The sequence below is a fragment of the Azospirillum formosense genome (assembly GCF_040500525.1).
In the GTDB taxonomy this organism is placed as follows: domain Bacteria; phylum Pseudomonadota; class Alphaproteobacteria; order Azospirillales; family Azospirillaceae; genus Azospirillum; species Azospirillum formosense_A.
Window position 1 is genome coordinate 282,162 of record NZ_CP159404.1, and the last position, 24,492, is coordinate 306,653.

Sequence of the window (24,492 nt, forward strand, 5' to 3'; positions counted from 1 at the left end):
CTGATGCGGCTCAACGGCGTCCACGTCGAGGACACCTTCGCCGAGGCATTCCCCATGCTCGGCACGCGGCTGGTGATCACCGCCGACACGCCGGCCTGGGTCCAGGCGGCGGTGGTCAGCCTGACGGGCTTCGCCACCTCGGTCATCGCCTGCGGCTGCGAGGCGGCGATGGAACGCGTGTTGCCGCCCGACGGGACGCCGGATTCGCGGCCCGGCGCCGCGGTGCTTCTCTTCGCGATGTCGAAGGCGGAGCTGGCCAAGCAGGTGGCGCGCCGCGTCGGCCAATGCGTGATGACCTGCCCCGGGACGGCCTGCTACGCCGGGCTGCGGGATGGCCCGACGATCCCGCTCGGCAACGCGCTGCGCTATTTCGGCGACGGCTGGCAGATCGCCAAGCGGGTCGGCACCCGCCGCTATTGGCGAATCCCGGTTATGGACGGCGAGTTCCTGTGCGAGGCCTCCACCGCGGCGGTGCAGGGCGTCGGCGGCGGCAATTTCATCATCCTGGCGGCGGACCGCCGCGCCGGTCTGGCGGCGGCGCAGGCCGCGGTCCAGGCGATCCGCGAGGTGCCGGGCGCCATCCTGCCCTTTCCCGGCGGGGTGGTCCGTTCCGGTTCCAAGATCGGCGGCAAATACAACGGGCTGATCGCCTCCACCAACACGGCCTTCTGCCCGACGCTGCGGGCGGCGGCACCGGTGTCGCTGGTGCCGGAGGGGGTGGAATCCATTCTTGAGCTGGTCATCGACGGGGTGAGCGAGGCGGCGGTGGCGGCCGCCATGCGCGCGGGCATCGCCGCGGTCGCCGGACAGGGCGCCGAAGGCGGCGTGGTGTCGGTCACCGCCGGCAACTACGGCGGCAAGCTCGGCCGCTACCAGTTCCGCCTGCACGAGGTCATGGCATGAGCGGCATCATCCTCACCACCCGCGACCCCGCCAGCCCGCCCATCGACATGACGGGCGTGCTGCCCGAACGGCTGGGCGAAGGCGGGCGGGAGGCGCTCGCCGGGGTGATGCTGGTCCGTGGCCGGGAGCGTCATCGGCTGGACACGCTGTTCTTGCTGGAGGAGGGCGGCCCGTCCGGCACCCTGGTCCTGCGACCCGGCGGCGCGGTGCTCGACTGGGTGGGGACCGGCATGGGCGCCGGGGCGATGCTGGTCGAGGGGGGGTGCGGCGCCTACGCCGGCAGCGCCATGCGCGGCGGCACGTTGACCGTCGAGGGGAATTGCGGGGCCTTCGCCGGCGCCGGGATGGCCGGCGGGGCCCTGCGCGTCGCGGGCGATGCCGGTGATTTCCTGGGGGCGCCGCTGGCCGGCGGCACGCGCGGCATGAGCGGCGGCTCCGTCGTCGTCATTGGCAACGCCGGGGACCGCGTCGGCGAGCGGATGCGGCGGGGGCTGATCGCCGTCCACGGGCGGGCGGGGAGCCTGTGCGGAACCCGGATGATCGCCGGGACCATCGTCGTCGGCGCCGGTTGCGGCCCCGATCCGGGGCAGGCCATGCGCCGCGGCTCCATCCTGCTGCCCCAAGCGCCGCTAGCCGTTCCGTCCGGCTTCGTCGACGGCGGCATGAACGACTGGCTGTTTCTGGACCTGATGCGGAAGGAGCTGATCGATGGCGGGGCTTGGCCCAGTGGATTCCCAACCGCCGGAACCCGTGCCCGGCGCCTTATCGGCGACCGGTCGGCCGGGGGGATCGGAGAGGTGCTTGTTCTTGCGGAAGCGTAGCGGGCACGCACCCGCGAGCCGGGCCGCCGCCCTTTTGGCGATCGCCGCAGCGCTGCTGTTCGGAGCCCCGGCCTGGGGCGCCGATCCGATGGTGGTCCGCATCGGCTATCTGACCCGCGCGGAGGAGCCACGGATTCCCCAGACCTTCCTCGAACCGGTGTCGGACGACGAGGGCGTCCAGGGCGCCCGCCTCGCCATCGCCGACAACAACACGACGGGGCGCTTCCTCAACCAGCGCTTCGATCTGGTCGAGGTGACCGTGCCGGAGGACGGGCGCGTCGAGGACGCCGTGCGCGACCTCGCCGGGCAGGGCGTGCGCCTGCTCGTCGCCGACCTGACGGAGGACACGCTGCTCGCCGCGGCGGCGGCGCCCGAGGCGGCCGACATGCTGATCTTCAACACCCGCGCCCCGGACGACGACCTGCGCAACGAGCGCTGCCGCGCCAACCTGCTGCACGTCACGCCCAGCCGGCGGATGCAGGCCGACGCGCTGGCCCAGTATCTCGCCTCGCGGAAATGGATGAACTGGCTGCTGGTGGTGGGGCGGACGCCGCAGGACGCCGCCTACGCCGACGCGATCCGCGCCGCCGCCAAGCGCTACCGCGCCAAGATCGTCGAGGAGAAGCGCTGGGCCTTCGAGGACGCGAACCGCCGCGTCGACACCGGCCACGTTACCGTCCAGTCGGAGATCCTCACCTTCACCCAGGGCACCGAGCACGACGTGCTGGTCGTCGCCGACGAGGCGGACGGGTTCGGCGAGTACCTGCTCTACCAGACCTGGCTGCCCCGCCCGGTCGCCGGCACCCATGGTCTCGTCCCGACCGCGTGGTCGCGCGTGCACGAGCAGTGGGGGGCGACGCAGATCCACAGCCGCTTCGAACGGCAGGCCGGGCGCTGGATGCGCCCGCGCGACTACACCGCCTGGATGGCCGTCCGCGCGGTGGGCGAAGCGGCGACGCGCACCAAGTCCGCCGACTCCGGAGCACTCGCCGCCTTCGTGCGCGGTCCGGACTTCGCCTTGCCGGCCTTCAAGGGGCAGGGGCTGACCTTCCGCGACTGGGACGGACAGCTTCGGCAGCCGGTGCTGCTGGCCGGGCCGCGGGTGCTCGTCTCGGTGTCGCCGCAACCGGGCTACCTGCACCAGTTCTCGGAACTCGACACGCTCGGCGACGACCGTCCGGAAAGCCGGTGCCGCAACCGCTGAGAGCCGAACTGTTGTGAACAAGCCCCCGGCAGGGGGCAACCATGGGAGGGAACGTCATGTCGTTAACCGGAGGAGCCGCCCGGATCGGCGCTTTAGCGCTGCTGGGCTTCGCCGTCGCCCAGCCCGCGCAGGCGGACACCATCTTCGTGTCGAACGAGAAGAGCAACACCGTCTCGGTGGTGGATGGCGGCAAGCTCCAGGTGGTCGCCACGATCAAGGTCGGCCGCCGGCCGCGCGGCATCACCTTCAACGAGGACATGACCCAGATCTTCGTCTGCGTCGGCGACGACAACCGGATCGACGTCATCGACGTGGCGACCCAGAAGGTCGTCGACCGGCTGCCCTCCGGCCCCGATCCGGAGCTGTTCGTCCTCGACCCGCAGGGGCACCGCCTCTACGTCGCCAACGAGGACGACAACATGGTCTCGGTGGTCGACATCGCAACCAAGAAGATCATCGGCGAGATCCAGGTCGGGGTGGAGCCGGAGGGCATGGGCGTCAGCCCGGACGGCAAGATCCTGGTGAACACCTCCGAGACGACGAACATGGCCCATTTCATCGACACGGAGTCGCACAAGATCATCGACAACGTGCTGGTCGATGCGCGTCCGCGCGTCGCGCAGTTCACCGGGGACGGACGGTTCGTCTGGGTGTCGTCCGAGGTCGGCGGGACGGTCAGCGTCATCGACGCGGCCTCGCGCAAGCTCGTCCACAAGATCGGCTTCGCCGTCCAGGGCGTGCCGCGCGAATCCATCCAGCCGGTCGGCATCCAGCTGACCAGCGACGGGCAGCGGGCCTTCGTCGCCCTCGGCCCGGCCAACCGGGTCGCCGAGATCGACGCCAGGACCTACGAGGTGAAGCGCTACCACCTCGTCGGCCAGCGCGTGTGGAATCTGGCGCTGTCGCCGGACGAGAAGCGCCTCTACACGACGAACGGCGTCAGCAACGACATGTCGGTGATGGATCTGGAACGCGGCCGGGTCGTGAAGTCGATCTCGGTCGGCGGCGCGCCCTGGGGCGTGATTGTCAAGCCGTGACCTTATGGCCCTCTTCCCGGAGCGGGGAGGGTTTGGACAGCGGCGGTTATGGGCGATGGAGACGACATGGATTGCTTCGAAACGGTGCCTGCGGAGCCGCGTGCCGTTCCCGGCGGCGCCGCGGCGGACCCCGTCCTGGCCGTCGAGGGGCTGAGCCACGCCTTCGGGGGGCGTATGGCGCTGGACGGCGTGTCGTTCGGCGTTCCCGCCGGGCGGTTCACGGTCCTGCTGGGGCTCAACGGGGCCGGCAAGACGACGCTCTTCTCCCTGATCACGCGGCTCTACAACACCCGCCGGGGCAGCATCCGCGTCTTCGGCGCCGACATGCGCCGCCATCCGGCCCAGGCGCTGGCGCGCATCGGCGTGGTGTTCCAGCAGCCGACGCTCGACCCGGACCTGACCGTCATCCAGAACCTGCGCTACCACGGCGGGCTTCACGGGTTGGCGCCCGCCGACATCGAGGCGCGGGCGGGCGAGGAGCTGGCCCGCATCGCCTTGTCCGAGCGCGCCGACGAGCGCGTGCGCACCCTGTCCGGCGGCCAGCGGCGGCGGGTCGAGATCGCCCGCGCGCTGCTTCACCGCCCGAGCCTGCTGCTGCTCGACGAGCCGACCGTCGGGCTCGACATCGCGCTGCGCCGGCAGGTGCTCGACCATGTGCACGACCTCTGCCGGGAGCGCGGGCTGGCCGTGCTCTGGGCAACCCACCTGATCGACGAGGCGCGCGACGGCGACGGCGTCGTGGTGCTGCACCGCGGGCGCGTGCTGGCCTCCGGGCTGGTGGAGGCGGTGCGCGCCGCCGCCGGGGCGGCGACGCTGGGCGACGCCTTCGCCCGGCTGACGGAGACGGGGGGGCGCGAATGAACGCGACGCTCTGCTGGCGCTGCCTGCGCGCGGTGATCGTCCGCGAGGGTCTGCGCTTCGTGCACCAGCGCGAGCGCTTCTTCGCCGCCCTGGTGCGGCCGCTGGTCTGGCTGGCCATCTTCGCCGTAGGGTTTCGCGCGGTGCTCGGCCTGTCGATCATTCCGCCCTACGAGACCTACATCCTCTACGAGGATTACGTGACGCCGGGGCTGGTCGCGATGATCCAGCTGTTCAATGGGATGCAGAGTTCGCTGTCCATGGTCTACGACCGGGAGATGGGCAGCATGAAGACCCTGCTGGTCAGCCCCTTGCCGCGCTGGTACCTGTTGGTCTGCAAGCTGCTGGCCGGCGTGCTGGTGTCCATCGCCCAGGTCTACGTCTTCCTCGCCATCGCGTGGTTCTGGGGCGTCCAGCCGCCCGGACCCGGCTATCTCGCCGTTCTGCCGGCGCTGGTGCTGAGCGGGCTGATGCTGGGCGCGCTCGGCCTCCTGCTGTCCTCCTTCATCCGGCAGCTGGAGAATTTTGCGGGCGTGATGAACTTCGTCATCTTCCCGATGTTCTTCGCCTCCTCCGCGCTCTACCCGCTGTGGCGCATCCGCGAGGGCAGCCCGACGCTCGCCTGGATCGCCGGGATCAACCCCTTCACGCAGGCCGTCGAGCTGATCCGCTTCGCGCTGTACCTGCAATTCAACGGCACGGCCTTCCTGGCCGTCGCCGCGTGCCTCGCGCTGTTCCTGGGGGCGGCGATCCTCGCCTATGACCCCGGGCGGGGCTTCTGGGCCCGCCGCGGCGGGCCGGCGGAACAGGGATGAAGGACGGGGGAACCGCCTCCGGCCACCTTCGGTTGATGGCACAGGCGACCGTCCGGTCATCCCGCCGGGCGGGCTCGGGTGGAGGAAACGTCATGACCGAAAACACCGACAAGGCTCAGGACCAGCCGCGCGGCGAGAAGAGCGTTCTCGGCAGCGAACAGGAGTTCAAAAAGGACCAACCGCAGGACGCCGGCCGGGACGAGCGGGCGAAGGAGGACATCGGCCGCATGGGCGAAGCGTCCCGCCAGAACCGCAGCACGAAGGACGTGGGTTGAGGGTGCCAGAGCTTTCACCATCATGCGGGAGGACGTGTCCATGAAACAGCTTCACATCCTGGCCGGTGCATCCGCGCTGGCCCTTGCCGCCGTCCTGGCGGTGGTCCCGGCGTCGGCCCAAACCACGGGCGGCGCGATGCCACAGGGTTCCGGAAGCCAGACCAGCCCGTCGACCGGGGCGCTGCCGGACAACTCCCTGGCCGGGCAGCGGCAGGGAACCGTCGGAGGCGGGGTCACCCAGGGCGGCGGCCAAAGCGGAACGTCCGGCGCGACGACGCCCGGGGCTTCGCCGTCCGGTTCCTCGGGCGGTTCCACCAGCGGGACCGGCGCTCTGCCGGACAACTCCCTGGCCGGGCAGCGGCAGGGCACCATCGGCGGCGGCTCGGTGACGCAGGGCGGCACCAGCGCCTCCGAACCGCCGAAGCAGGGTTCCGGGCAGTAGTGGATCGCGCGCTCAACCGATGAGGGGCTGTTTCGGGACGGCGTCGCGGACCGCGGCCAGCGCGGCCGGGTCCAACGCGCCGCCCCGGTCGGCGCCGGCGCACAGCGCGGTGCGGAAGCCGAGATAATCGGGAGCGAGGGGCAGCAGGGCCGGAATGTCGTCCCGTCCCAGCGACCCGGCGAGTCCGGAGAGCAGGCCAAGACGGCGCGCCTGCTCCAGGAAGCGCGCCACCTCTTCGAGCGTCTTGTGCCGCAGCAAGCCGCCGCCGGCCTTCCCGGCGGTGTCGAGCATGGCGCCGGTGAAGCCGGCTCGCGCAAGGTCGGGAAGCAGGTGGTTGGCGTCGCTCCACCGATCGGCGAACAGCACGGCGACGATGCGGGCGCCCCGCCGGGCCTCCGGCGCCAGAGCGGCCACGCAGCCCGCCGGATCGCCGGACGGAAGCAGGCCGATCTTCACATAGTCGACGCCGCAGGCCCAGGTCTCGGCCACGCGCCTCGCCACGGCCGCGGGAGCCATCGGAAGGTCGCCCACCGTGGCGCTCAGCGGCGCGCGGATGAGCCATTGCCGGGCCGTATCCACGGCGTGGACGATGCCGTCCAGCGGCCAGGCGCCCAGCGCCCCCGCTTTGGGGTCCTTCAAGTCCAGGATGTCCGCCCCGCCCCGCGCGGCGAGCGTCAGTTCCTTCAAGGACGCGACGCTGGCGAGCAGGCGGGTCATGGGGCGTTCTCCCCGCTCGCCCGGTGTTCGGCGATAGGGTGTTCGGCGATAGGGTGTTCGGCGATGGGGTGTTCGGCGCTGCGGTGTTCGGCGATGCGGTCGAGCAGCCAACCCCACGCCTCCAGTTCGTCGGGGCCGGCGGTCTTGCCGATGGCGATGGACAGATAGTCGATCTCGCGGTCGATCTTCTCGGCCGGCAGGAGATGCAGGCGGCTGACCAGGATCGCCCCCTCCACCACGGCGGCTTGCGCCCGGTTGAAGCCGCGGAAGGGGCGGTGGGTGACGAGGTGCACCGGGCGGCAGTCCAGGCGCGGGCGCACGCCGTCGTCCTCCACCGCGGCCACCTCCACCTCCTCGTGCGCCAGCGCCCCGGCGAGCACCGCGCCGCGCACGCGCTCCGCCGGGACGGTCGGCCAGTCGCGGCGCCGCCCGGTGACGCAGCCGGCGAACACCCGGACGTCGTCGGTGAAGTTGATCACCGCGCAGCGGGTGGCGAGCAGGTTGTCGAGCGTGCGCGACGGGCGGAAGGGAGCCAGCACATAGCCGGTCTCGGTCACCGTGGCGCCCATGGGGGCGACATGGACGTTGCCCGCTGCGTCGCAGCTCGTGATGATGGTTTCACGGATGAAGGTCACGTCCCGCGCCCTCCGGTGTCGTCCGGGGCGTCCACCGCCACGCCCCAGCGCAGTTCGTTGTCCTGGCTGTAGCGCTTGCCAAGCCGCCAGGCGATCTGCGCGCGGGCCAGCTCCGCCCCGAGATAGAAGGCGTGCCCCATATCGGTGCCGGGATCGATGTGCGGAAGCAGGGCGAAGGGATCGCCGGCCACGTGGTGCCCGTCACGGTTGTAGAGATGAAGGCCCCGTTCCGTCACCTCGATCCGGTAGTTCGGGTCGCGGATGCGGGCGGCGAGGTCGGCCACCTGCTCCGGCGTGCTGGCGAAGGGCCTGCGGTCGCGCAGGCAGAGCAGGGCGTCCCCGAAGTTGCGGGGGAGGGCGCCGGCCTCCGATGCGGCGAAGAACTGGCGCCGCGCCGCGTCGAATTCGCGGATGCTCCGGCGGCAATGGGGGCTGACCTGCACCGTCAGGATGTGGTCAATGCGCAGTTCGGAGACGATTCCCATCAGCAGGGCGGTCATCCCCGGCGTGTCGGCGTCGGTCAGTTCGGTGACGTTGCCGACGCCCATCAGGATTTCCAGGTCGGGATGGCGCGCCCGCAGCTCGCGGTAGCGCAGCAGGGAGTCGGTGAAGCCGTGATGGATCGGCTCCAGGACCGGGTCGGCGATGCAGCGCCGGCCTTCGCCGCGGATGGCGTCCAGCGCGCGATCAAGTGACGGGAGATCGCCCGGCGTGGTCGGGATGACGACGGGAACCGCGTCGGTCTCGCGGGCGACCCAGGCGGTCTCCTCGGTCAGGCTGAGCAGGTAGGAGGCGCCCACCCCGGCGCCGCGCAGCAGCTCCCTGGGGTCGAGGGAATCGACGCTGACCGAGTGGCCGGCCGCGCGCAGCGCCGTCACCGCCTCCTCCAGATGGGGGAAGGGGTGGTCGGGCAGCCCGCCGAGGTCGATCACGTCGGCGCCGTCCGCCGCGAAGCGGGCGGCGCGCTCCAGAATGGCCGGCACGCCGAGCAGCGGCGCCTCGACGATCTCGGCGAAGATCTTGGTGCGGTAGCGGCTGAGATCGAGCGGGGCGGCCTGACGCCGGAAATGCTGCGGCAGATCCTCCAGCTCGTCGGGGCCGCGCTCGAAGGGCACGCCGAAATGGGCGGACAGCCGGTCGAGGTCGCCGCGGAACCGTCCCGGCAGCAGGACGAGGTCGGCCCCCTCGGTCGAGGCGAGGCGGCGCAGCACGATCTCCGTCGTCGCCAGCGCCGCGACCTTGATGCCGAGATTGACCACGGTGGTCCGGAACTCCAGCGGCTCCAGCGACGCGAGCACATGGCGCAGGCGCGGTTCGGCCAGCGAGCCGGTCAGGAACAGGACGTGCTCGGGGCGTTCAGCCATCGGCATCCTGGCCTTCGGGAGCCAGCATCAGCCGGGTTCCGCAGGGGTTGCCGCGGTCCAGGGCCTTGGCGAAGCGCCGGTGATCGTCCCGCGACACGCACCAGACGGCCCCGCCGTAGCGCGCCATGCGGCCCGGCAAGGCCGGATCGACGACGCCGTCGGTGACGAGCTGCGTCACGGAGGCGACGGCGTCCGTCACCGGGGCGGACTTCACGAGGACCGCGCAGGTCGCGCCGAGCGCACCGGCCAGCCAGACCGCCAGACTGTCGGACGTGACGTCCCAGCTTTCCGCCACGTCGGCATCCTCCGCCAGGGGCAGAGGCATCCAGAGCGTGGGGCTCGGCCGACCGCGCAGGTCGGCGAGGCTGCGGGCGGGCGTCAGCCGCGGCTCCAGGTCGGCCAGGGCGGTTCCATACTGCTCCATGGCGAGCAGGGCCATGCGGTGGGCGGCGCGGTCGCCGAAGCCGAGCGCCGGCTGGGCGTCGCGGACGGCGTCGGCGAAGGGGCCGCCGCCGGGGACGATCACCACCCGCAGGCGGCGCGCCGCGGCCAGGATCTCCAGCCAGCTTCGCAATTCCGGGGCTCGCCACAGGCTGCCGCCCAGCTTCACGACCCACAAAGGCGCGCTGCTCATGATGCCGTTTGCGCTCCCTCGGGGCGGGTGCGCTCGATGACCACGCCGACGCCGCCGGATTCCGGGACGACGTCCAGCTTCTCCACCTGCACCCGCGCGCGGGTCACATCCGGGTTGGAGAAGCACAAGGCGAGAATCCGGTCGCCGAGCGTTTCGACGAGGTTCACATGGGCGCCGTCGCGCAGGGCGCGGATGCCGTCGATCAGGAAATCGTAGGAGAGCACCTCGTCCAGGCTGTCGGTCATCGGCCGGTCGGGCCAGGGGAGTGTCAGCGAGACGTTGATCCGGACGCGTTGCGTGCGGTCCTTCTCGTCGTCCCAGACGCCGATCCGGAACTGGTCCACATAGTCGCGCAGCGTGATGTCGTAGTACCGGACGCGGCTCGCCGCCGGACGGTACGGGACATAGGAGAGCAAAGCGTCGTCGGCCAAGCGATCCTCCTCCCCGTGTCGGACGAAGGTTGGCTCCCCCGCCGCGGATGTCGTCAGGGTTCGTCACCGGTCCGATGGCGGCGGAGCCAGCAGACGGTGGCGGAGCAGCCATTCGACGCCGCGCCGCCATGACCGCTCGTTGTCACCGCGGATGTCCGCGTTCGCGACGGCGACGACCTCGCCATCCCTGGTGCCATCCCCGGCGCCATCTCCGGTGCGGCGCATTATAATCTGCATGTTGAGGATCAGCGTGCTGATCTTATGGATGAAACCCGTCACCACGATGTCCGCGCCGGCCCGCCGACCAAGGTCGCGTTCGCAGCCGTTGCACCGATAGAGCGACGCCGGCACCTCCGCGGCGACGGCGCTGTCGCGGACGCCCGTCACCTCGTAACCGCCGTCCGTCAGCCCGTCGCGCAGCAGCGCCGTGACCCGCTCCAGCCGTCCGGCATGGTCCGGATCGGGGGGTTCCCGGCTGGTGTCCACCAGTTCCAGATCGAAGACCAGAACCTTGGCCGGCGCCTGCGCCGCCGCTGGAGCCGCGCCGCTCAGCGGCAGGAACAGGAGCACCGTCGCGGCGAACTCCGTCGGCCTCATCCGAATGCGTGGATGGGCAAGGGCGCCCGATGTCCGGCAGAATCCCATCATGCGTCACCGCTCCGCTGTCCTTGCCGTCGCGTTGCTCACTTTGGCTTCCTTCCCGGCGGCGTCCGTCCCGGCGGGGGCGGCCGGGAGCGATCCGGACTGGCCCTGCGTCCAGATCCTCGTGCCGAGCCTGTCGTCCGGCCAGATCTGGCCCGGCGACCCCATCGAGGGGAAGGAAGGCGACTGGCGCGGCATTCCCGGCACCGAGGCGGTCCTCAAGCAGCTTCTCGACCGCCGCCTCGATCCGGAGCAGGAGCAGGCGACCATCGACCGCTTCGCCGACCAGCTGGAGGCCAGCGGCGCGGCGGCGGACCGCAACGCCGCCCTCACCGCCCTGTTCGCCGGAGCCTTCGACGCGCTCAACCAGGAGCGTGGCCAAGTCATTTCGGCCATCAAGCGCTACGCCCACCAGCAGCGCGTCCTGCTCGACAGCATCGACGCGGCGCTGACCCGTCTCCAGGCGCTTCCCGCCGACTCTCCCGAGGCGACCGCGTTGCGCGAGGAGATCGCGTGGCGGCGTCGCATCCTCGACGAGCGGCGGCGCAACCAGACGGCGCTGTGCGAACAGCCGGTCCAGTTCGAGCAGAAGGCCGGCCGCATCGCCCGGGACATCGCCGCCCGTCTGGACTGAGGCGAACCGCTTCGGTCAATTCGACGCGCCGCCGGCGAAGGGTTCGACCGTCTCCAGCCCGTATCCCGCCTCCTGCCAGCGCATGGCCCCGTCGGAGTACCAGTAGACGTTGCCGTATCCCCATTCCACCGCCCGCTTCGCGGCGTTCCAGGACATCCAGCAGTCCGGCTCGCAGAAGAAAACCAGCCGGGCGGCCCGATCCCCGTGGCTCACCGTCTCCAGCCCGGCGCGGAAATAGCGTTCCTGTTCGCCCGACAGGCTGCCGTAGCCGGTGTTGGGCAGCCAGACCGCCCCCGGCAGGCTGCGGCGCGGCGGCGGCGCCCACACGGCCGGCGCCGGACGGTCGGCCGGGCGCGGCGGGGCCGGCATCACGTCGATCAGCCGCGTGTCGGGGAAATGCTCGATCAGCCGCCGCAGCTCCGCCAGGGTCACGGTGGAGGCGCCGGACAGGCCGGCGGGGGTCGGGGCGCGGTACTGGTCCATCCGGTAGCCCGGCGGCTCGATGGCGGCGGCGGTCTTCAGCGCACCGTCCGGGCCGATGAGCGGGACGTGGTAGCGCAGCAGGATGCGGTCGATGTCGTCCTGGCGGCGCTTGATGAAGTCGTTCAGCCAGTGCTTCCATTCCGGCTCGTCGGAGCGGATGCCCATCGAGATGTTGAACTGCAGCCGGGCGCCCGCCGGTTCCTTGACCAGCGGAACGACGGTCAGCGGCTCGCTCTGCTGGGCGGCGAAGTAGCCGGCGATCGGCCCCCAGATCACCGCGGCGTCGGTCTTGCCGGTTGCCACGTCCTCGATGGCGTCGCGGGCCGGGTTGTTGGCGCGCGTGTCGGTGTTGAGCTGGTAGGGCTCGGTGCGGGTGATGCCATAGAGGCGCAGCAGGTTGACCGCGGGTGTCTTCTCGACGACTCCGATGCGGGCGTCCTTTAGGGACGGATCGCCCACACTCTCCGCCCGGATGCCCGACTTGGTGCGGTAGACGAGGGAGTAGACGGTCCGGTAGTAGGGGTTGGTGTTCTGCATCAGCTCTTCGCCGGACGCCGTGCCCATCACGAGGTCGCATTGCCGCGCGCGCAGCGTGTTGCGGACGAAGCCGATGGTCTGCGGCCACCAGTAATAGGTCACCGGCTTCTTCAAATCCTCGCCGATGAGCCGGGCGATCTCGTTCTCGAAACCCTCCATCCTCTCGTTGGAATAGGGCAGGAGGTTGCCGTCGGCGCAGACGCGCACGGTTTCGCGGTCGGTCGCCTCGACGGCACGGGCCGGCGTCGCCGCGCCGGACAACAGCGCCCCGGCGAGCGCGAGGGCGATGGCGGCGAGCGTGGAAGGACGTGTCATGAACGGTCTCCCTCCGCCGGATCAGCCGCCGATGCGTTGCGGGCGTCCGCCGGGCAGCGCGCCGTCGGCCCGCGCCTTCAGATAGCGGTATATGTCGTCCAGATGGTCCATGATGTTCGGGTCGAGCCCGAAGGAGGGCATCACCTTGTCGCCGGTGGCCCCCTGGTTCTGGCGGCCGTTGACGACGACCTCCTTGAAGTCGTCGTAGCTGAGGCGCTTGAGCGAATCCGCGAGGCTGGGGGCGAAGGACGACCCCGACGCGTCGAAGCCGTGGCAGGTGTGGCAGGTGGCGTGGAAGCGGCGGTAGCCGTTGTAGGTCCCCTTGTCCACCTGACCGTCCTTGACGATGTAGGTCGGCGTTCCGTCGGGGGTCGTCGGCGCGTCCTGCGCCAGGGCGGCGAAACAGGCGACGGTGCCCGCGGTCAGCGCACCGGTCAGCAAGCCAAGTCTGCGTTTCATGGATGTCGGGATCCTTGCCCGGAAACCGGGTCGCAGTGAATGCCGGAAGTTGAAAAGCCCCCGGTGCGTTGCGGCACCGGGGGCAGGTCTGCCGATCACTTCTGGTCGGGAACGTGGAACACCGTCAGGACGCCGCCGAGCTGGGTGTATTCGCCCAGCGACTGGTGGGCGCCCACCGCGCCCAGGCCAGCGGTCGCCACACCCCCGCCCTCGGTGTGGCCGGGATGGACGGCGTTGTGCCACGCCTGCGCCCCGGCCTCCTGGGTCAGGCCCGCGGCGAGGCCGATGCCGGCCCAGCCGCCGACGCCCGACAGGACGGCCACATACTGCTTGCCGTTGTGGGTGTAGGTGTTGATGTTGCCGATGATGCCGGACGGGGTCTTGAACCGCCACAGCTCCTTGCCGTCCTTCATGTCGACGGCGACGAGGTAGCCTTCGAGCGTCCCGTAATAGGCGACGCCGCCCTTGGTGGACAGGGCGCCGCTCCACACCGCGAAGCGCTCCGGCCGCGACCAGACGATCTTGCCGGCCGCCGCGTCCCAGGCGATGAAGTTGCCCATGCCGCCGTGCGAGTTCGGCGTCGGGTACATCGACACGGTGGAGCCGACATAGGCCTGACCGGCCGTGTAGGAGACCGAGAACGGCTCGTAGTCCATGCAGATGTGGTTGGTCGGGACGTAGAACAGGCCGGTGTCCGGCGAGAAGGACGCCGGCTGCTGGTCCTTGGTGCCGAGCGCCGCCGGGCAGACGGCGGCGGTGTTCTTGTCCTCGCCGTTGGCGAAGGTGCTGTATTTGTCGACGACGTTCGGCCGTCCGGTCTTCATGTCGACGTCGGTCGCCCAGTTGACCGTCGGGTCGTACTTCTGCGCCACGAGCAGTTCGCCGGTCGCCCGGTCCAGGGTGTAGGCGAAGCCGTTGCGGTCGAAGTTGACCAGCACCTTGCGCGGCTGGCCGTTCATGGTGATGTCGGCCAGGATGTTCTCGTTGACGCCGTCGAAGTCCCACTCGTCGAAGGGCGTCTTCTGGTAGACCCACTTCGCCTCACCGGTGTCGGGATCGCGGGCGAAGATGGTCATCGACCATTTGTTGTCGCTCTTGGCCCGGTCCTTGTCGACGGCCCGCTGCGTCGGGTTCCAGGTGCCGGGGTTGCCGGTGCCGTAATAGATCAGGTTGAGCGCCGGATCGTAGGTGTACCAGCCCCAGGTCGTCCCGCCGCCGCGCTTCCATTCCTCGCCCGGCCAGGTCGAGACGCCGAGATCCTTCTGCCCGATGGGCTTGCCCATCATCATCGTCTTCGACGGGTCGATCTTCACGTCGGCGTCGGGACCGGTCGAGAAAGCCCGCCACACCATCTTGCCGCTGTTCGTGTCATAGGCCGTCAGATGGCCGCGCACGCCGAACTCGCCGCCGCTGATGCCGACGAAGACCTTGTCCTTGACCACCAGCGGGGCCGCCGTCAGCGTCTCGCCCTTGGTGTGGTCGCCGTTCTTGGCCTTCCACATCTCCTTGCCGGTCTTGGCGTCGAGCGCCACCAGCGTGTTGTCCGCCTGGGCCAGGAAGACCTTGCCGTCGGCGACCGCGACGCCGCGGTTGACGGTGTCGCAGCACATCACCGGGATGACGGTCGGGTCCTGCACCGATTCATATTTCCAGAGCACCCGCCCCGGGTTGTTGAGGTCGAGCGCGAAGACCTTGTTGGGGAACGGCGTGTGAATGTACATCACGTCGCCGACGACGATCGGCCCGCCTTCATGGCCACGCAGAACCCCGGTCGAGAACGACCATGCGACCTGCAGGTTCTTGACGTTGTCGGTGGTGATCTGGTTGAGCGGGCTGTAACGCTGTCCGGCATAGTTGCCGAGCTGGGACGCCCAGTTGTTGGGGTTCGCTTCATTCTTCAGAATACTGTCATTCGCGGAAACCGAGCCGGCTGCGACAATGGCGACTGACGCCAGAAGCCAGCGAGACAACACCTTCATGACGATCCCTCCCGTGGTGGCGCTTATTGTTTACCCAAAAACCAATGGGCTTCTTGCTTATGAGCGCGGCGCTGAGTGCAAAAGGGCGTTGTCGCGCGCTTCTTGTCGCGCGATGTGTTTTGTTCTGAATTCAATATTCAGAAAAGCTGACGCCAAATTGGGACTTAATGCTATATTGGGACCATCTTCTCGTCAAGGCTCTGCCGAATAGAAAACGCAAAACAATCGGCTCCTAACTGTTTTGCCCGGAGACGGCCGCAAATTGGTGGTAAGTGAATAATCCTTCAAAATATGATTTTGCAATTTATTTATTTGCAGTTTTCGCGATGGATTTTGTGCACGGCAGCAAAAATTGCTGCAAAGCAACGTGGCCCGATCGGTGCCGGTGCCTGTTGATAAGCTGTTCCGGCCTTCATCCGCTTCGCTGAGACGGCGCGAAGGCGCCGGCGCATCGACTTTTCAGGCCCGATCCTTCAGGACCGATCTTTTGTACGGGAATGGTGAACCATGTTTGAACTGGTCATGGTGATCTGTCTGGCCCTGCGGCCGGACCAATGCGCCATCGAACGCCCGCTCTCCATCGAACGGTACCCGACCGCGCTGGAATGCACCCGCAACAGCTATGTCCACGTCGTGCACTGGCTCATGGAGCATCCCAACTGGAACGTCCGTCAATGGCGGTGCGAACAGCCCGGGGCCTGACGCCACCACAGATCGTCGCAAAGACAGGAATCGTCGTCTTCAACGTTCCGTTGACGTACGGCGCGCCGACTCCAGACTTGCGTGAAGGTCGTCTTGGAGCTTGCGGCCGCTTCCGCTTCATCCGCGCCATCGTCGGCTTCGCAAAGTCCTAACGTTTAGGCATTGGTTAACCTTCGATGCCTAATCATGCGGCGCCTTGTGGTTTGGCTCATTTCCGGGCAATCGAAATTCCGACACCCTGCCCTCGTTCCGGGCATGGCATGCGGCTTGCCTACGCTGATCCACGCGATGTCGGCACCGCCGTGCCGTTGCAGTTTGGAGCACCCGATGTTTGTTACCCTGTCGATGATCTTCTGCCTGGCGTCCGATCCGACCCAGTGCCGGACCATCAACCCGATGATTCCCGACACCGAACCCCTGACCATGTCGAGCTGCCCGATCGCTGGCCAGATCGAAAGCGCCAAGTGGATCAACGACCACCCGAAGTACGAGCTTCAGCGCATCCAGTGCACGGTGGGCAAGCGGTTCAAGCAGCAGGGCGCGTAAGGCCCGCGAACGGGGGGACGGGCCCGTACCTCAGGCCAAGGCCGCGGCCCGGCGCAGGTCGGCCACGAAGTCCGCCTGCGCCCGCCGCCGCTCCTCCTCCCCCGGAAGCCTCAGCAGGTAGGAGGGGTGGACGGTGACGAAGCCGTTCCACCCGTCGAAGGCCATCGGCCCGCGCTCGCGCAGCACGGCGACGGGCCGCCCGGTCAGCGCCAGGGCCGCGGTCGCTCCCAACGCCACGACAAGGCGGGGACGGACGAAGCCCAGCTCCGTCATCAGCCACCAGCGGTAATGCTTGACCTCGCCGGCGGTGGGGGACTGGTGGATGCGCCGCTTGCCGCGCTGGACGAATTTGAAATGCTTGACGGCGTTGGTCAGGTACAAGCCGCCGCGCTCGATGCCGGCCTCCTCCAGCGCGGCGGTCAGCAGCTGGCCGGCGGGGCCGACGAAGGGGCGGCCGTCGCGGTCCTCCTGGTCGCCCGGCTGCTCGCCGACGATGGCGATGGCGGCACCCTCCGTCCCCTCGCCCAGCACCGCGCGCGTCGCGCCCGGCACCAACGGTTCGGAGCGCAGGATCAGGCGGTTCAGGTCGGCGAGGCTGTCCGGGGCCTGCCGGCCCATGGCGGCCACGGCCTTCTCGGGCATGCGGCGGCGCGGGATGGCGGCCTCGGCCTCCAGCATCGCCTGCACGCGGGCGGGGGCGGCACGGACCAGCGCCGGGATGGCCGCCGTCTCCGGCATGTTCGCCCAGTATTTCTGCGGCATTTCCGCCCGCATGGCCGTCGGGTTGACGCGCGCCGGGTTGAAGGTGCTCTCGTAATAGCGTTGCCAGCCCTCGGCGAAGCGGTCGTCGGCCAAGGAGTCCGGACGTTCGGCGGGCGGGCCGGTCATCAGGCGGTGGCGGTCCCAGTGCAACGAGCCCTTCGGCGTCAGGATCGTCCACACCATGCTTTCGAAACGCTCGACGAAGAAGGGGGCGACGGCCTCGACGATGTGGTGGTCAGGCTCGAACCACGCGACGTAACGCTCGCCGCCGCCCGGGTCCGGTAGGGCGCGGAAGCGCAGGAAGGCGTGCATCTTATGGATGTCCCGGCGCACCGCCTTGTTGAGCCGCTCCAGCCGGTGCACCAGCGGGTCGGCGTGCTGGTCGAGCAGAGCCCGCTCCCCGTTCAGCACCCGCCAGACCAGCCGGTAGAGCAGGGCGTAGCGCTCCGGATCGCCGTGGCAGACGACGGTTTCGATCAGCCGCCCGACCGCCTGGGGCAGGAGGACCGGCGCCCCCTCGTCGGGCGTGGGGGCGTCGTCGCCGAACAGCGACGGTGCGCCGACGCTCCACAGCACGGCCTCGGGCGCCGTCCGGGCGGCGGCGAGGCGGCGCACCGCCCGGCGGAAGCCGTCGAGGTCCGCCCCGTCCCGCAAGGCGATCGGACGCATCGTCAGAACAGGCTCAGCTGGCTGGACGGGGTGACCAGCCGCTGGCGCAGGTCCAGCCGGTCGGTCAGCCCGCCCACGGGGTGGTAATCGGCGGCGATCAGGAAGGGGCGGGCGCGCCGCAGCCCGTTCGACAGCCGCCCCAGATCCTCCATGCGCAGGCGGGTGTGGCGGCGCGCCGACAGGATCTTGTCGACGGCGCGCGCGCCCAGTCCCGGCACCCGCAGCAGCATCTCGCGGTCGGCGCGGTTGACGTCGACCGGGAAGCGCTCGCGGTTCTTCAGCGCCCAGGCCAGCTTCGGGTCGATGCCGAGGTCGAGCATGCCGCCCTCGCCGCCGGACGCGATCTCCTCCACGGTGAAGCCGTAATAGCGCAGCAGCCAGTCGGCCTGATACAGCCGGTTCTCCCGCTGCAGGGGCGGCGGCTTGACCGGCAGGACCGAACTGGCTTCCGGGATCGGGCTGAAGGCGGAATAATAGACGCGGCGCAACCCGTAGCGCTGGTAGAGCGTGCCGCTGGTCTCCAGGACCGAGCGGTCGGTGGCGTCGTCGGCGCCGACGATCAATTGGGTGCTCTGACCGGCGGGGGAGAAGCGGCGCCGCTCCTCCTTGGCCTCGACGATGCGCTCGTTGACCTGTCCCATCACCGCCTTGATGGTGCCGCCGTTCTTCTCCGGCGCGAAGGTCTTCAGGCTGTGGTCGGTGGGCAGTTCGAGGTTGATCGACAGGCGGTCCGCCCACAGCCCGGCCTGCTCGATCAGCCAGGGGCTGGCCTCGGGGATGGTCTTCAGGTGGATGTAGCCGGCGAAGCCATGGTCGCGCCGCAGGGTCCGCGCCACCAGCATCATCTGCTCCATCGTGTGGTCCGGCGAGCGGATGATGCCGGAGGACAGGAACAGCCCCTCGATGCAGTTGCGCTTGTAGAAGCCCAGCGTCAGTTTCACCACCTCCTCCACCGTGAAGCGGGCGCGGCGGACGTTGGAGGAGCGCCGGTTGATGCAATAGACGCAGTCGAACAGGCAGTGGTTGGTCAGCAGGATCTTCAGGAGCGAGACGCAGCGCCCGTCCGGCGTGTAGGCGTGGCAGATCCCGGCGCCGGTGGTCGAACCCAGCCCCTCCTTGCCGCCACGGCGCGGCTTGGCGCCGGACGAGGCGCAGGAGGCGTCGTATTTCGCCGCGTCGGCCAGAATGCCGAGCTTCTCGATCAAGGCGTCGTCCATCGTCCCATCCCACCGTGCTTGTTCGTTCTTAATATGTTCTCGTGGGGTGGGGAGGCAAGCGGTGCGTGCGGCGCTGGGTGAGACAAAGTCCGACCGGTCTCTCCGCGGCCATCTTGGACGGCACCGAAGCGGGACCACATATCCGGGATGATCTCGACTCCGCCGCACCGGCTCGGCCGCCGCACCGTCCTCGCCGCCACCGCCGCCACCGCCGCCGTTGCTGCCGCGTCCCTCGGCGGCGCCCCGGCGCGTCCGTTGTGGGCCGCCCAGCCGGCGGCCGGGGCCGCGTTCGATCCCGTCCTGCTGGAGAGGGCGGTCAAGCGGGCGGCGGGGCTCGACCAGATCCACGCGCTGGTCATCGGGCGGAACGGCGCGGTGGTGTCGGCGGAAGCCTTCCGCGGGCCGGCGGTGAACCGCGCCGTGAACGTCAAGTCGGTGTCCAAAACCATCGCCGCCTCGCTCGCCGGCATCGCCATCGACCGCGGGGTCCTGCGCGGCGTCGATGTCACCCTCGCCGAGGCGGCGCCGGGACTGGTTCCGGCGGGCGTCGATCAACGGGTGCGCCGGATCACCATGGCCGATCTTCTGACCATGCAGGCGGGTCTGGAACCGACCTCCGGGCCGGGCTACGGCCGCTGGATCAACAGCCGCAACTGGGTCGCCGACGCGCTGCGCCGCCCCTTCGTCACCGAGCCGGGCGCGCGGATGCTTTACTCGACCGGAAGCTATCACCTGCTGGGGGCGGCGCTGTCCAGCGCGTCGGGGCGCAGCCTGCTGTCCCTGGCGCGGGAGTGGCTGGGCGAGCCTCTGGGCATCGACGTGCCGTCCTGGACGCGCGACCCGCAGGGCTTCTACCTCGGCGGCAACAACATGGCGCTGTCGCCGCTCGACCTGTTCCGCTTCGGCGAGCTGTGGCGGCAGGGCGGCCTGTGGAACGGACAGCCGGTCATCAGCGCGGCCTGGGTGCGGGAGTCCTGGGTGCCCCGCACGCGCTCCCCCTTCTCCGGCGACGACTACGGGTACGGCTGGTTCCTCGCCGAGGCGAAGGGCCACCGCATCGCCTACGCGCGCGGCTATGGCGGGCAGATGCTCTATCTGGTGCCCGGCCTGGGGCTGACCGTTGTCGTGACGTCCGATCCAAGCCGGCCGGCGCGGTCGGATGGCCATGTCGGCCTGCTCAACGCCCTGCTGACCGACGCGATCATCCCGGCGGCGGAGATGGCCTGACGGCCCGGTGGGTCAGGCGGACAGCGTGTCGCTGCGCAACCGCCGCATCACGTCCCGTCGCGGCAGGCAGGCCACCAGCGCGGCCCCGACCGCCGCCATCGCGGCGACGGTGCCCAGGAAGGCGGCCAGGGGAACCGTGCCTCCGGGAAGGGGAGCGCCCTCGGCAAGGCCGGCCACCACCGCCGCGCCGCCGGCCCAGCCGAGCGGCACCGCGACGGCGGCGACGGCGGCGCCCAGGAGGACGAACTCCAGCACCACCGCCTGGACCATCGGGCGCCGCCCGACCCCGAGGGCGTGCAGGATCGCCATTTCCTGAAGCCGCCGCCGGGCGCTGCTGGCGATGGCGCCGAGAAGGACCACGGCCGCCGCGCCGAGGGCGACGGCGGACAGGCCGTCGAGAAGTCCGCGCACGCTGCGGACGGTCGAGCCAAGCGTGTCCAACACCTCGGCCACGCGGATCGTGGGGGCCTGCGGGACCGCCTGCGCCACCACGGCCTCGACCGCGGGAACCGCGTCGGGCGGCGACCAGACGGCGGCCACGAGGCTGTGCGGCGGCGGCTCGGCGAAGGGGGACAGGAGAATTGGGAAGTCCAGGTCGAGCCGGGTCCAGTCGATGCGCCGGAGGTTGGCGACCGTCGCGGTCACCGGGCCGCCCGACAGGGCCAGCGTGAGGCGGTCCCCCACCGCCAACCCCAGCCGGCGGGCCACCTGGGCGTCCAGCGAGGCGAGCGGCGGACCGGTGTAGCCCTCGGGCCACCAATACCCCGCGACGATCCGGTCGGTGGGAACGGGGCGGTCGCGCCAGGACAGGCCACGGTCGCCGCGCACCGCCCAGCCGACGGAACGGGGGGCGTCCGCCTCGGTGATGGCGACGCCGTTGAGGCGGCTGATCCGGGCGTGCAGGAAGGGCGCCGTCTCGACCCGCCCGACACCGGGCAGGGCGTACAGGCGTTCGCTCAAGCCGCCACCCTCCGGCGGTGGAACGTTCAGCACGACGACGGAGGGCGTCTGTGCCGGCAGCGTCGCCGTGACATGACCGGTCGCCGACCGTCCGACCACGCCGACCGCCACCAGCAGGGTCAGGCCGATGCCCAGCGCGACGGCCACCGGGACCGTCGGCGCGCCGGGCCGACCGAGGTTGGCGACGGCCAGCCGGACCACCGCTCCCTGCCCGCGCGCCAACCGGCGGGCCACGCCGGCGAGTCCCCGCCCCAGCAGCGCGAACGCCGCCCACACCAGCCCGGCGACGAGCAGGAAGCCGGCGACGGCGAGCGGCATCCCCGTCCAGGCGGCGAGCAGACCGGCGAGCCCCAGCCCGAGCAAAACGACAGCGCCACGGGTCCGCCATCCCAGCGGCTGGGACAGGCCATCCACCGCTCCCCGCCAGATCGCGGCGGGGCTGGTCCCGGCGGCGCGGGCCAGCGGCGGCACGGCGCAGAGCAGGGCCGCCAGCAGCCCGACCGCTCCGGACAGCAGCAGCGCCGACGGATCGACGGCACCGCCCGCCTCCGGCTTCCAGTCGAGCGGCAGGGCGTTCGCCGCCAGGGCGGCCAGGGCAGCGCCGGTCCCCACACCGATCAGCAGCGCCACGCCGACCACCCCCAGCGTCTGCACCAGGAAGGCGGTGAAGAGCAGGCGCGGCGAGCCGCCCAGCGCCTTCAGCGTGGCAAGGACCGGCAAGCGCCGGGCGAGATGCGCCGACAGCGCCCGGCCGATGCCGACGCCGCCGATCAGCAGCACGGCCAGCGACCCGAGAAGGAGCAGCGCGCGGGCGAGGTGCACGGTGCGGTCCACGCCCGGAATGCCGCGGGCGGCGTCGACGATCCGCCATCCGGCGTCGGGGAAGCGGTTCTCCAGATCGCGCAGGACGGCGTCGGCGCGGGCCGTCTCCGGCAGGACGAGGCGATAGTACCAATAGACCGGCATTCCCGGTTCCGCGAGGCCCGTCGCGTCCAGCGCCCGGCGGTCGATGACGACGCGCGGGCCGAGGGAGAAGGCGCGGAAGGCGCGGTCCGGCTCATGCTCCAGGACGGCGCGGATGGCGACCTCGGCGGCACCGAGCCGCAGACGGTCGCCGACGCCCAGCGCGAGCGCTTCGAGGAGGTCGGAGGACACCGCCGCGCCCCAGTGCCCGTCCCGGCGGGCCAGCGCGTCGGCAAGGGACGGGGCGCCAAACACCGCCGCCGCACCGACCAGCGGGTAGCTTTCCTCGACCGCCTTCAGTTCGACCAGGGCGCGGGCGTTGTCGGTCACCGTCGAGGCGACGGGCCGCAGCTCGGCCGTCTCGCCGACGGTGCCGATTTTGTCGAGGACCGCCCGTTGCTCCGGCGTGGCTGGTGCGTGGAACAGGCGCAGGGAGAGATCCCCGCCGACCGCCTCGCGGGCGGTGGCCCGCATCCCATCAAGCACGCCGCCGCTGAGCGAGCCGATGGCGGCCATCATGGCCGTCCCCAGCGCCACCCCGAGGACGACGATCCAAAGTCCGGCGATGCCGCCCCGCAGGTCCCGCCAAGCCAGCCGCAACGCGATGCGCAGATGAGTCATGGCGGACATATCGTGAAGGTCCCACTGGCCGGCAACCAGTTCTGTTGCTTACAGACTTCCCTCTCCCGGGGCGGGAGAGGGAGTGGGTGCCAGATGCAGCCGCCGCCGGTGGCGGGGCGGCAGGGGAAGGGCGGACTGGACCGCCGCCAGCGCGCGCAGGCGCTCGGCCATGGCGGGCGGGAAGGTGGTCACCTTGCGGGTGCCCAGATCGACGTGGATCGACAGCTGCTCCATGGTCGCCGCGACCGTCCCGTCGTCGGCCCGCCGGATCTCCAGCAGGCTCAGCAACCGCTTGTCGTCGGCGTCGAGCAGACGCAGCGCCACCTGCAGCGGCGTTCCGGCGCGCAGTTCCCGCCGGTAATGCACCGCCACGTCGACCACGAACAGGCCGAGCCCCTCGTCCCGCGTGTAGGTCTCGCCCAGCCCCCATTGCTCCATCAGGGCGTAGCCGACCTCGTCGAACAGGGCGACGTAGCGGACCATGTTCATGTGGCCGTAAAGGTCGATCCAGCTCTCGTCGACGGTGTGCACGCCGGACAGCAGGATGTTCGAAGGCAGGGCGTGGTCCTGGGTCATGGGGTGCCTTGGAGGGGGGAGGTCTGGTCCGGCGGGAAGACGCCGCGCAGCCATTGACGGATGGCCGAGATGACCGGGGTGTTCCAGCGGTGGACCGGGGCGATGAAGTAATAGCCGCCGATGGTCACGTTGCTGTCCACCATCTCCACCAGCTCGCCGTTGGCCAGCGGCTCGGTCACCAGCAGGTCGCTGACCAGGGCGACGCCGCGCCCCAGCCGGGCCGCCTCGATGGTCAGGTGCGCCTGCCACAGCCGGGGGCCGCGCAGCCGGGGGATGTCGGCGATGCCGGCCTCCTCCAGCCAGGCTTCCCACATGCCGGTGGACTGCTCGTGGATCAGCGGCAGGCCGACGAGGTCGGCGGGCGTGCGCACGTCGGGGTAGCGGGCCTTGAACTCCGGGCTGGCGATGGCGAGGATGCGCGGCCGCGCGAACATCTCCGAGCGCAGCCCGTCGGCGACGGAGCCGCCGTCCTCCAGATACATGATCTCGGCGTCGGCCTCCTCCCGGCTGAAGTCGGGGCGGGTCGAGGTCGGCTGGAGGATCACCTCGCGCCCGGTCAGCGCCTCTTCAAGCTCGGGCAGGCGGGCGAGCAGGCAGCGCGACGCCAGCCCGGCGAGGCAGCAGATGTGCACCGCCTCCATCCCGCCGTTGCGCAGCTCGTTGCTGGCATCGGCGATCAGGTCGAAGGCGCGGCGGAGCTGGGCGGCGTAGCGGATGCCCTCGCGGGTCAGGGACAGGCCGCGCCCCGACTTCGCCACCAGCTTCACGCCCACCGCCTGTTCCAGATTCTGGATGTGGCGCGACACCACCGTGTGGGACACCGCCAGTTCGTCGGCGGCGGCCCGCACCGTGCCCTGGCGGGCGAAGATGTCAAAGGCGCGAAGCGCGAGAAGGGGCGGAAGGCGGCGCGCCATGCGGACCTTTGGGCTGTGGACGGAAGCCGGGGCGAGGCTGGGAGCGATCCCGGCGGCAGTGATCCCGGCGGCAGTATGAAACATTTCCGCCAGCACCGCACGCGCCCCTTCGCCGCCCGCCACCCGCCGCTCGCCCCCCGCGCCCTCCGC

At 70.5% G+C, this 24,492-nt stretch carries 26 protein-coding genes; 12 read left to right on the forward strand and 14 right to left on the reverse strand.

Going from position 1 to position 24,492, the window contains the following annotated elements; genetic code table 11:
- The first annotated feature begins 3 nt into the window (after positions 1–3).
- The 8 genes from fhcD (at position 4) to ABVN73_RS22135 (ending at position 6,355) form a co-directional block, all read left to right on the forward strand.
- Entirely contained in the window at positions 4–903 is a 900-nt protein-coding gene (gene fhcD, locus ABVN73_RS22100; protein WP_353861344.1) for a formylmethanofuran--tetrahydromethanopterin N-formyltransferase, read from the forward strand.
- Positions 900–1,724 (forward strand): formylmethanofuran dehydrogenase subunit C, encoded by an 825-nt coding sequence (locus tag ABVN73_RS22105; RefSeq protein ID WP_353861345.1) that lies wholly within the window; start codon positions 900–902, stop codon positions 1,722–1,724. Before fhcD ends, ABVN73_RS22105 begins: the two co-directional genes overlap by 4 nt.
- Positions 1,725–1,758: 34 nt before the next feature.
- Positions 1,759–2,928 (forward strand): ABC transporter substrate-binding protein, encoded by a 1,170-nt coding sequence (locus tag ABVN73_RS22110; RefSeq protein WP_353861346.1) that lies wholly within the window; start codon positions 1,759–1,761, stop codon positions 2,926–2,928.
- A 56-nt stretch (positions 2,929–2,984) separates the two neighbouring features.
- On the forward strand, positions 2,985–3,965 hold the full coding sequence (locus tag ABVN73_RS22115; protein WP_353861347.1) for a PQQ-dependent catabolism-associated beta-propeller protein: 981 nt from the start codon (positions 2,985–2,987) through the stop codon (positions 3,963–3,965).
- Positions 3,966–4,031: 66 nt separating this feature from the next.
- Positions 4,032–4,826, forward strand: a complete 795-nt coding sequence (locus ABVN73_RS22120; RefSeq protein ID WP_353861348.1) for an ABC transporter ATP-binding protein — start codon at positions 4,032–4,034, stop codon at positions 4,824–4,826.
- Complete coding sequence (locus ABVN73_RS22125; protein ID WP_353861349.1) at positions 4,823–5,638, forward strand: ABC transporter permease; 816 nt, start codon at positions 4,823–4,825, stop codon at positions 5,636–5,638. The genes ABVN73_RS22120 and ABVN73_RS22125 overlap by 4 nt, the downstream gene beginning before the upstream one ends.
- 92 nt (positions 5,639–5,730) lie before the next feature.
- A complete protein-coding gene (locus ABVN73_RS22130; protein WP_353861350.1) occupies positions 5,731–5,913 on the forward strand; it encodes a hypothetical protein in 183 nt (60 codons plus the stop codon).
- Positions 5,914–5,953: 40 nt separating this feature from the next.
- Entirely contained in the window at positions 5,954–6,355 is a 402-nt protein-coding gene (locus tag ABVN73_RS22135) for a hypothetical protein (protein ID WP_353861351.1), read from the forward strand.
- A gap of 12 nt (positions 6,356–6,367) precedes the next feature.
- Here ABVN73_RS22135 and ABVN73_RS22140 read toward each other — a convergent pair whose 3' ends face one another.
- From ABVN73_RS22140 to ABVN73_RS22165, 6 genes are all read right to left on the reverse strand, one after another.
- A complete protein-coding gene (locus ABVN73_RS22140) occupies positions 6,368–7,072 on the reverse strand; it encodes a (5-formylfuran-3-yl)methyl phosphate synthase (RefSeq protein ID WP_353861352.1) in 705 nt (234 codons plus the stop codon).
- Positions 7,069–7,707 (reverse strand): DUF447 domain-containing protein, encoded by a 639-nt coding sequence (locus ABVN73_RS22145; RefSeq protein ID WP_353861353.1) that lies wholly within the window; start codon positions 7,705–7,707, stop codon positions 7,069–7,071. Before ABVN73_RS22145 ends, ABVN73_RS22140 begins: the two co-directional genes overlap by 4 nt.
- On the reverse strand, positions 7,704–9,071 hold the full coding sequence (locus ABVN73_RS22150) for a DUF6513 domain-containing protein (protein WP_353861354.1): 1,368 nt from the start codon (positions 9,069–9,071) through the stop codon (positions 7,704–7,706). The genes ABVN73_RS22145 and ABVN73_RS22150 overlap by 4 nt, the downstream gene beginning before the upstream one ends.
- The gene (locus tag ABVN73_RS22155; RefSeq protein WP_353861355.1) at positions 9,064–9,705 is read right to left on the reverse strand and encodes an aspartate/glutamate/uridylate kinase; all 642 of its coding nucleotides are present in this window, start codon (positions 9,703–9,705) and stop codon (positions 9,064–9,066) included. The genes ABVN73_RS22150 and ABVN73_RS22155 overlap by 8 nt, the downstream gene beginning before the upstream one ends.
- Positions 9,702–10,136, reverse strand: a complete 435-nt coding sequence (locus tag ABVN73_RS22160; RefSeq protein ID WP_353861356.1) for a dihydroneopterin aldolase — start codon at positions 10,134–10,136, stop codon at positions 9,702–9,704. The genes ABVN73_RS22155 and ABVN73_RS22160 overlap by 4 nt, the downstream gene beginning before the upstream one ends.
- 63 nt (positions 10,137–10,199) lie before the next feature.
- Positions 10,200–10,733: a DUF3280 domain-containing protein gene (locus tag ABVN73_RS22165; protein ID WP_353861357.1), complete on the reverse strand. Its 534-nt coding sequence runs from the start codon at positions 10,731–10,733 to the stop codon at positions 10,200–10,202.
- 49 nt (positions 10,734–10,782) lie between these two features.
- Between ABVN73_RS22165 and ABVN73_RS22170 the strand changes: the two genes are divergently transcribed.
- The gene (locus tag ABVN73_RS22170; RefSeq protein ID WP_353861358.1) at positions 10,783–11,412 is read left to right on the forward strand and encodes a hypothetical protein; all 630 of its coding nucleotides are present in this window, start codon (positions 10,783–10,785) and stop codon (positions 11,410–11,412) included.
- 15 nt (positions 11,413–11,427) lie between these two features.
- Here the strand turns inward: ABVN73_RS22170 and ABVN73_RS22175 are convergent, their stop codons facing one another.
- The 3 genes from ABVN73_RS22175 to ABVN73_RS22185 form a co-directional block, all read right to left on the reverse strand.
- The gene (locus tag ABVN73_RS22175) at positions 11,428–12,747 is read right to left on the reverse strand and encodes a quinoprotein dehydrogenase-associated putative ABC transporter substrate-binding protein (protein ID WP_353861359.1); all 1,320 of its coding nucleotides are present in this window, start codon (positions 12,745–12,747) and stop codon (positions 11,428–11,430) included.
- A 21-nt stretch (positions 12,748–12,768) separates the two neighbouring features.
- Positions 12,769–13,206, reverse strand: a complete 438-nt coding sequence (locus tag ABVN73_RS22180; protein ID WP_353861360.1) for a cytochrome c — start codon at positions 13,204–13,206, stop codon at positions 12,769–12,771.
- Positions 13,207–13,301: 95 nt separating this feature from the next.
- Entirely contained in the window at positions 13,302–15,185 is a 1,884-nt protein-coding gene (locus ABVN73_RS22185; protein ID WP_353861361.1) for a methanol/ethanol family PQQ-dependent dehydrogenase, read from the reverse strand.
- Between the two features lie 507 nt (positions 15,186–15,692).
- On the opposite strand from ABVN73_RS22185, the gene ABVN73_RS22190 reads away from it, so the two are divergent.
- Together ABVN73_RS22190 and ABVN73_RS22195 are read left to right on the forward strand one after the other, a co-directional pair.
- Positions 15,693–15,887 (forward strand): hypothetical protein, encoded by a 195-nt coding sequence (locus ABVN73_RS22190; RefSeq protein WP_353861362.1) that lies wholly within the window; start codon positions 15,693–15,695, stop codon positions 15,885–15,887.
- Positions 15,888–16,214: 327 nt separating this feature from the next.
- Positions 16,215–16,433, forward strand: a complete 219-nt coding sequence (locus ABVN73_RS22195; RefSeq protein WP_353861363.1) for a hypothetical protein — start codon at positions 16,215–16,217, stop codon at positions 16,431–16,433.
- A 30-nt stretch (positions 16,434–16,463) separates the two neighbouring features.
- Here the strand turns inward: ABVN73_RS22195 and ABVN73_RS22200 are convergent, their stop codons facing one another.
- Positions 16,464–17,864: a UdgX family uracil-DNA binding protein gene (locus ABVN73_RS22200; protein ID WP_353861364.1), complete on the reverse strand. Its 1,401-nt coding sequence runs from the start codon at positions 17,862–17,864 to the stop codon at positions 16,464–16,466.
- A gap of 2 nt (positions 17,865–17,866) precedes the next feature.
- On the reverse strand, positions 17,867–19,081 hold the full coding sequence (locus tag ABVN73_RS22205; protein WP_353861365.1) for a putative DNA modification/repair radical SAM protein: 1,215 nt from the start codon (positions 19,079–19,081) through the stop codon (positions 17,867–17,869).
- Positions 19,082–19,228: 147 nt separating this feature from the next.
- Between ABVN73_RS22205 and ABVN73_RS22210 the strand changes: the two genes are divergently transcribed.
- Positions 19,229–20,308, forward strand: coding sequence for a serine hydrolase (locus ABVN73_RS22210; protein WP_353861366.1), 1,080 nt, complete (start codon positions 19,229–19,231; stop codon positions 20,306–20,308).
- Between the two features lie 12 nt (positions 20,309–20,320).
- Here the strand turns inward: ABVN73_RS22210 and ABVN73_RS22215 are convergent, their stop codons facing one another.
- Genes ABVN73_RS22215 through ABVN73_RS22225 form a run of 3 tightly spaced genes read right to left on the reverse strand, consistent with a single transcriptional unit; the run spans position 20,321 to position 24,342 of the window.
- Positions 20,321–22,861, reverse strand: a complete 2,541-nt coding sequence (locus tag ABVN73_RS22215; protein ID WP_353861367.1) for an FtsX-like permease family protein — start codon at positions 22,859–22,861, stop codon at positions 20,321–20,323.
- Between the two features lie 39 nt (positions 22,862–22,900).
- Complete coding sequence (locus ABVN73_RS22220; protein WP_353861368.1) at positions 22,901–23,428, reverse strand: thioesterase family protein; 528 nt, start codon at positions 23,426–23,428, stop codon at positions 22,901–22,903.
- The gene (locus ABVN73_RS22225; RefSeq protein ID WP_353861369.1) at positions 23,425–24,342 is read right to left on the reverse strand and encodes a LysR substrate-binding domain-containing protein; all 918 of its coding nucleotides are present in this window, start codon (positions 24,340–24,342) and stop codon (positions 23,425–23,427) included. Before ABVN73_RS22225 ends, ABVN73_RS22220 begins: the two co-directional genes overlap by 4 nt.
- Positions 24,343–24,492: the final 150 nt, after the last annotated feature.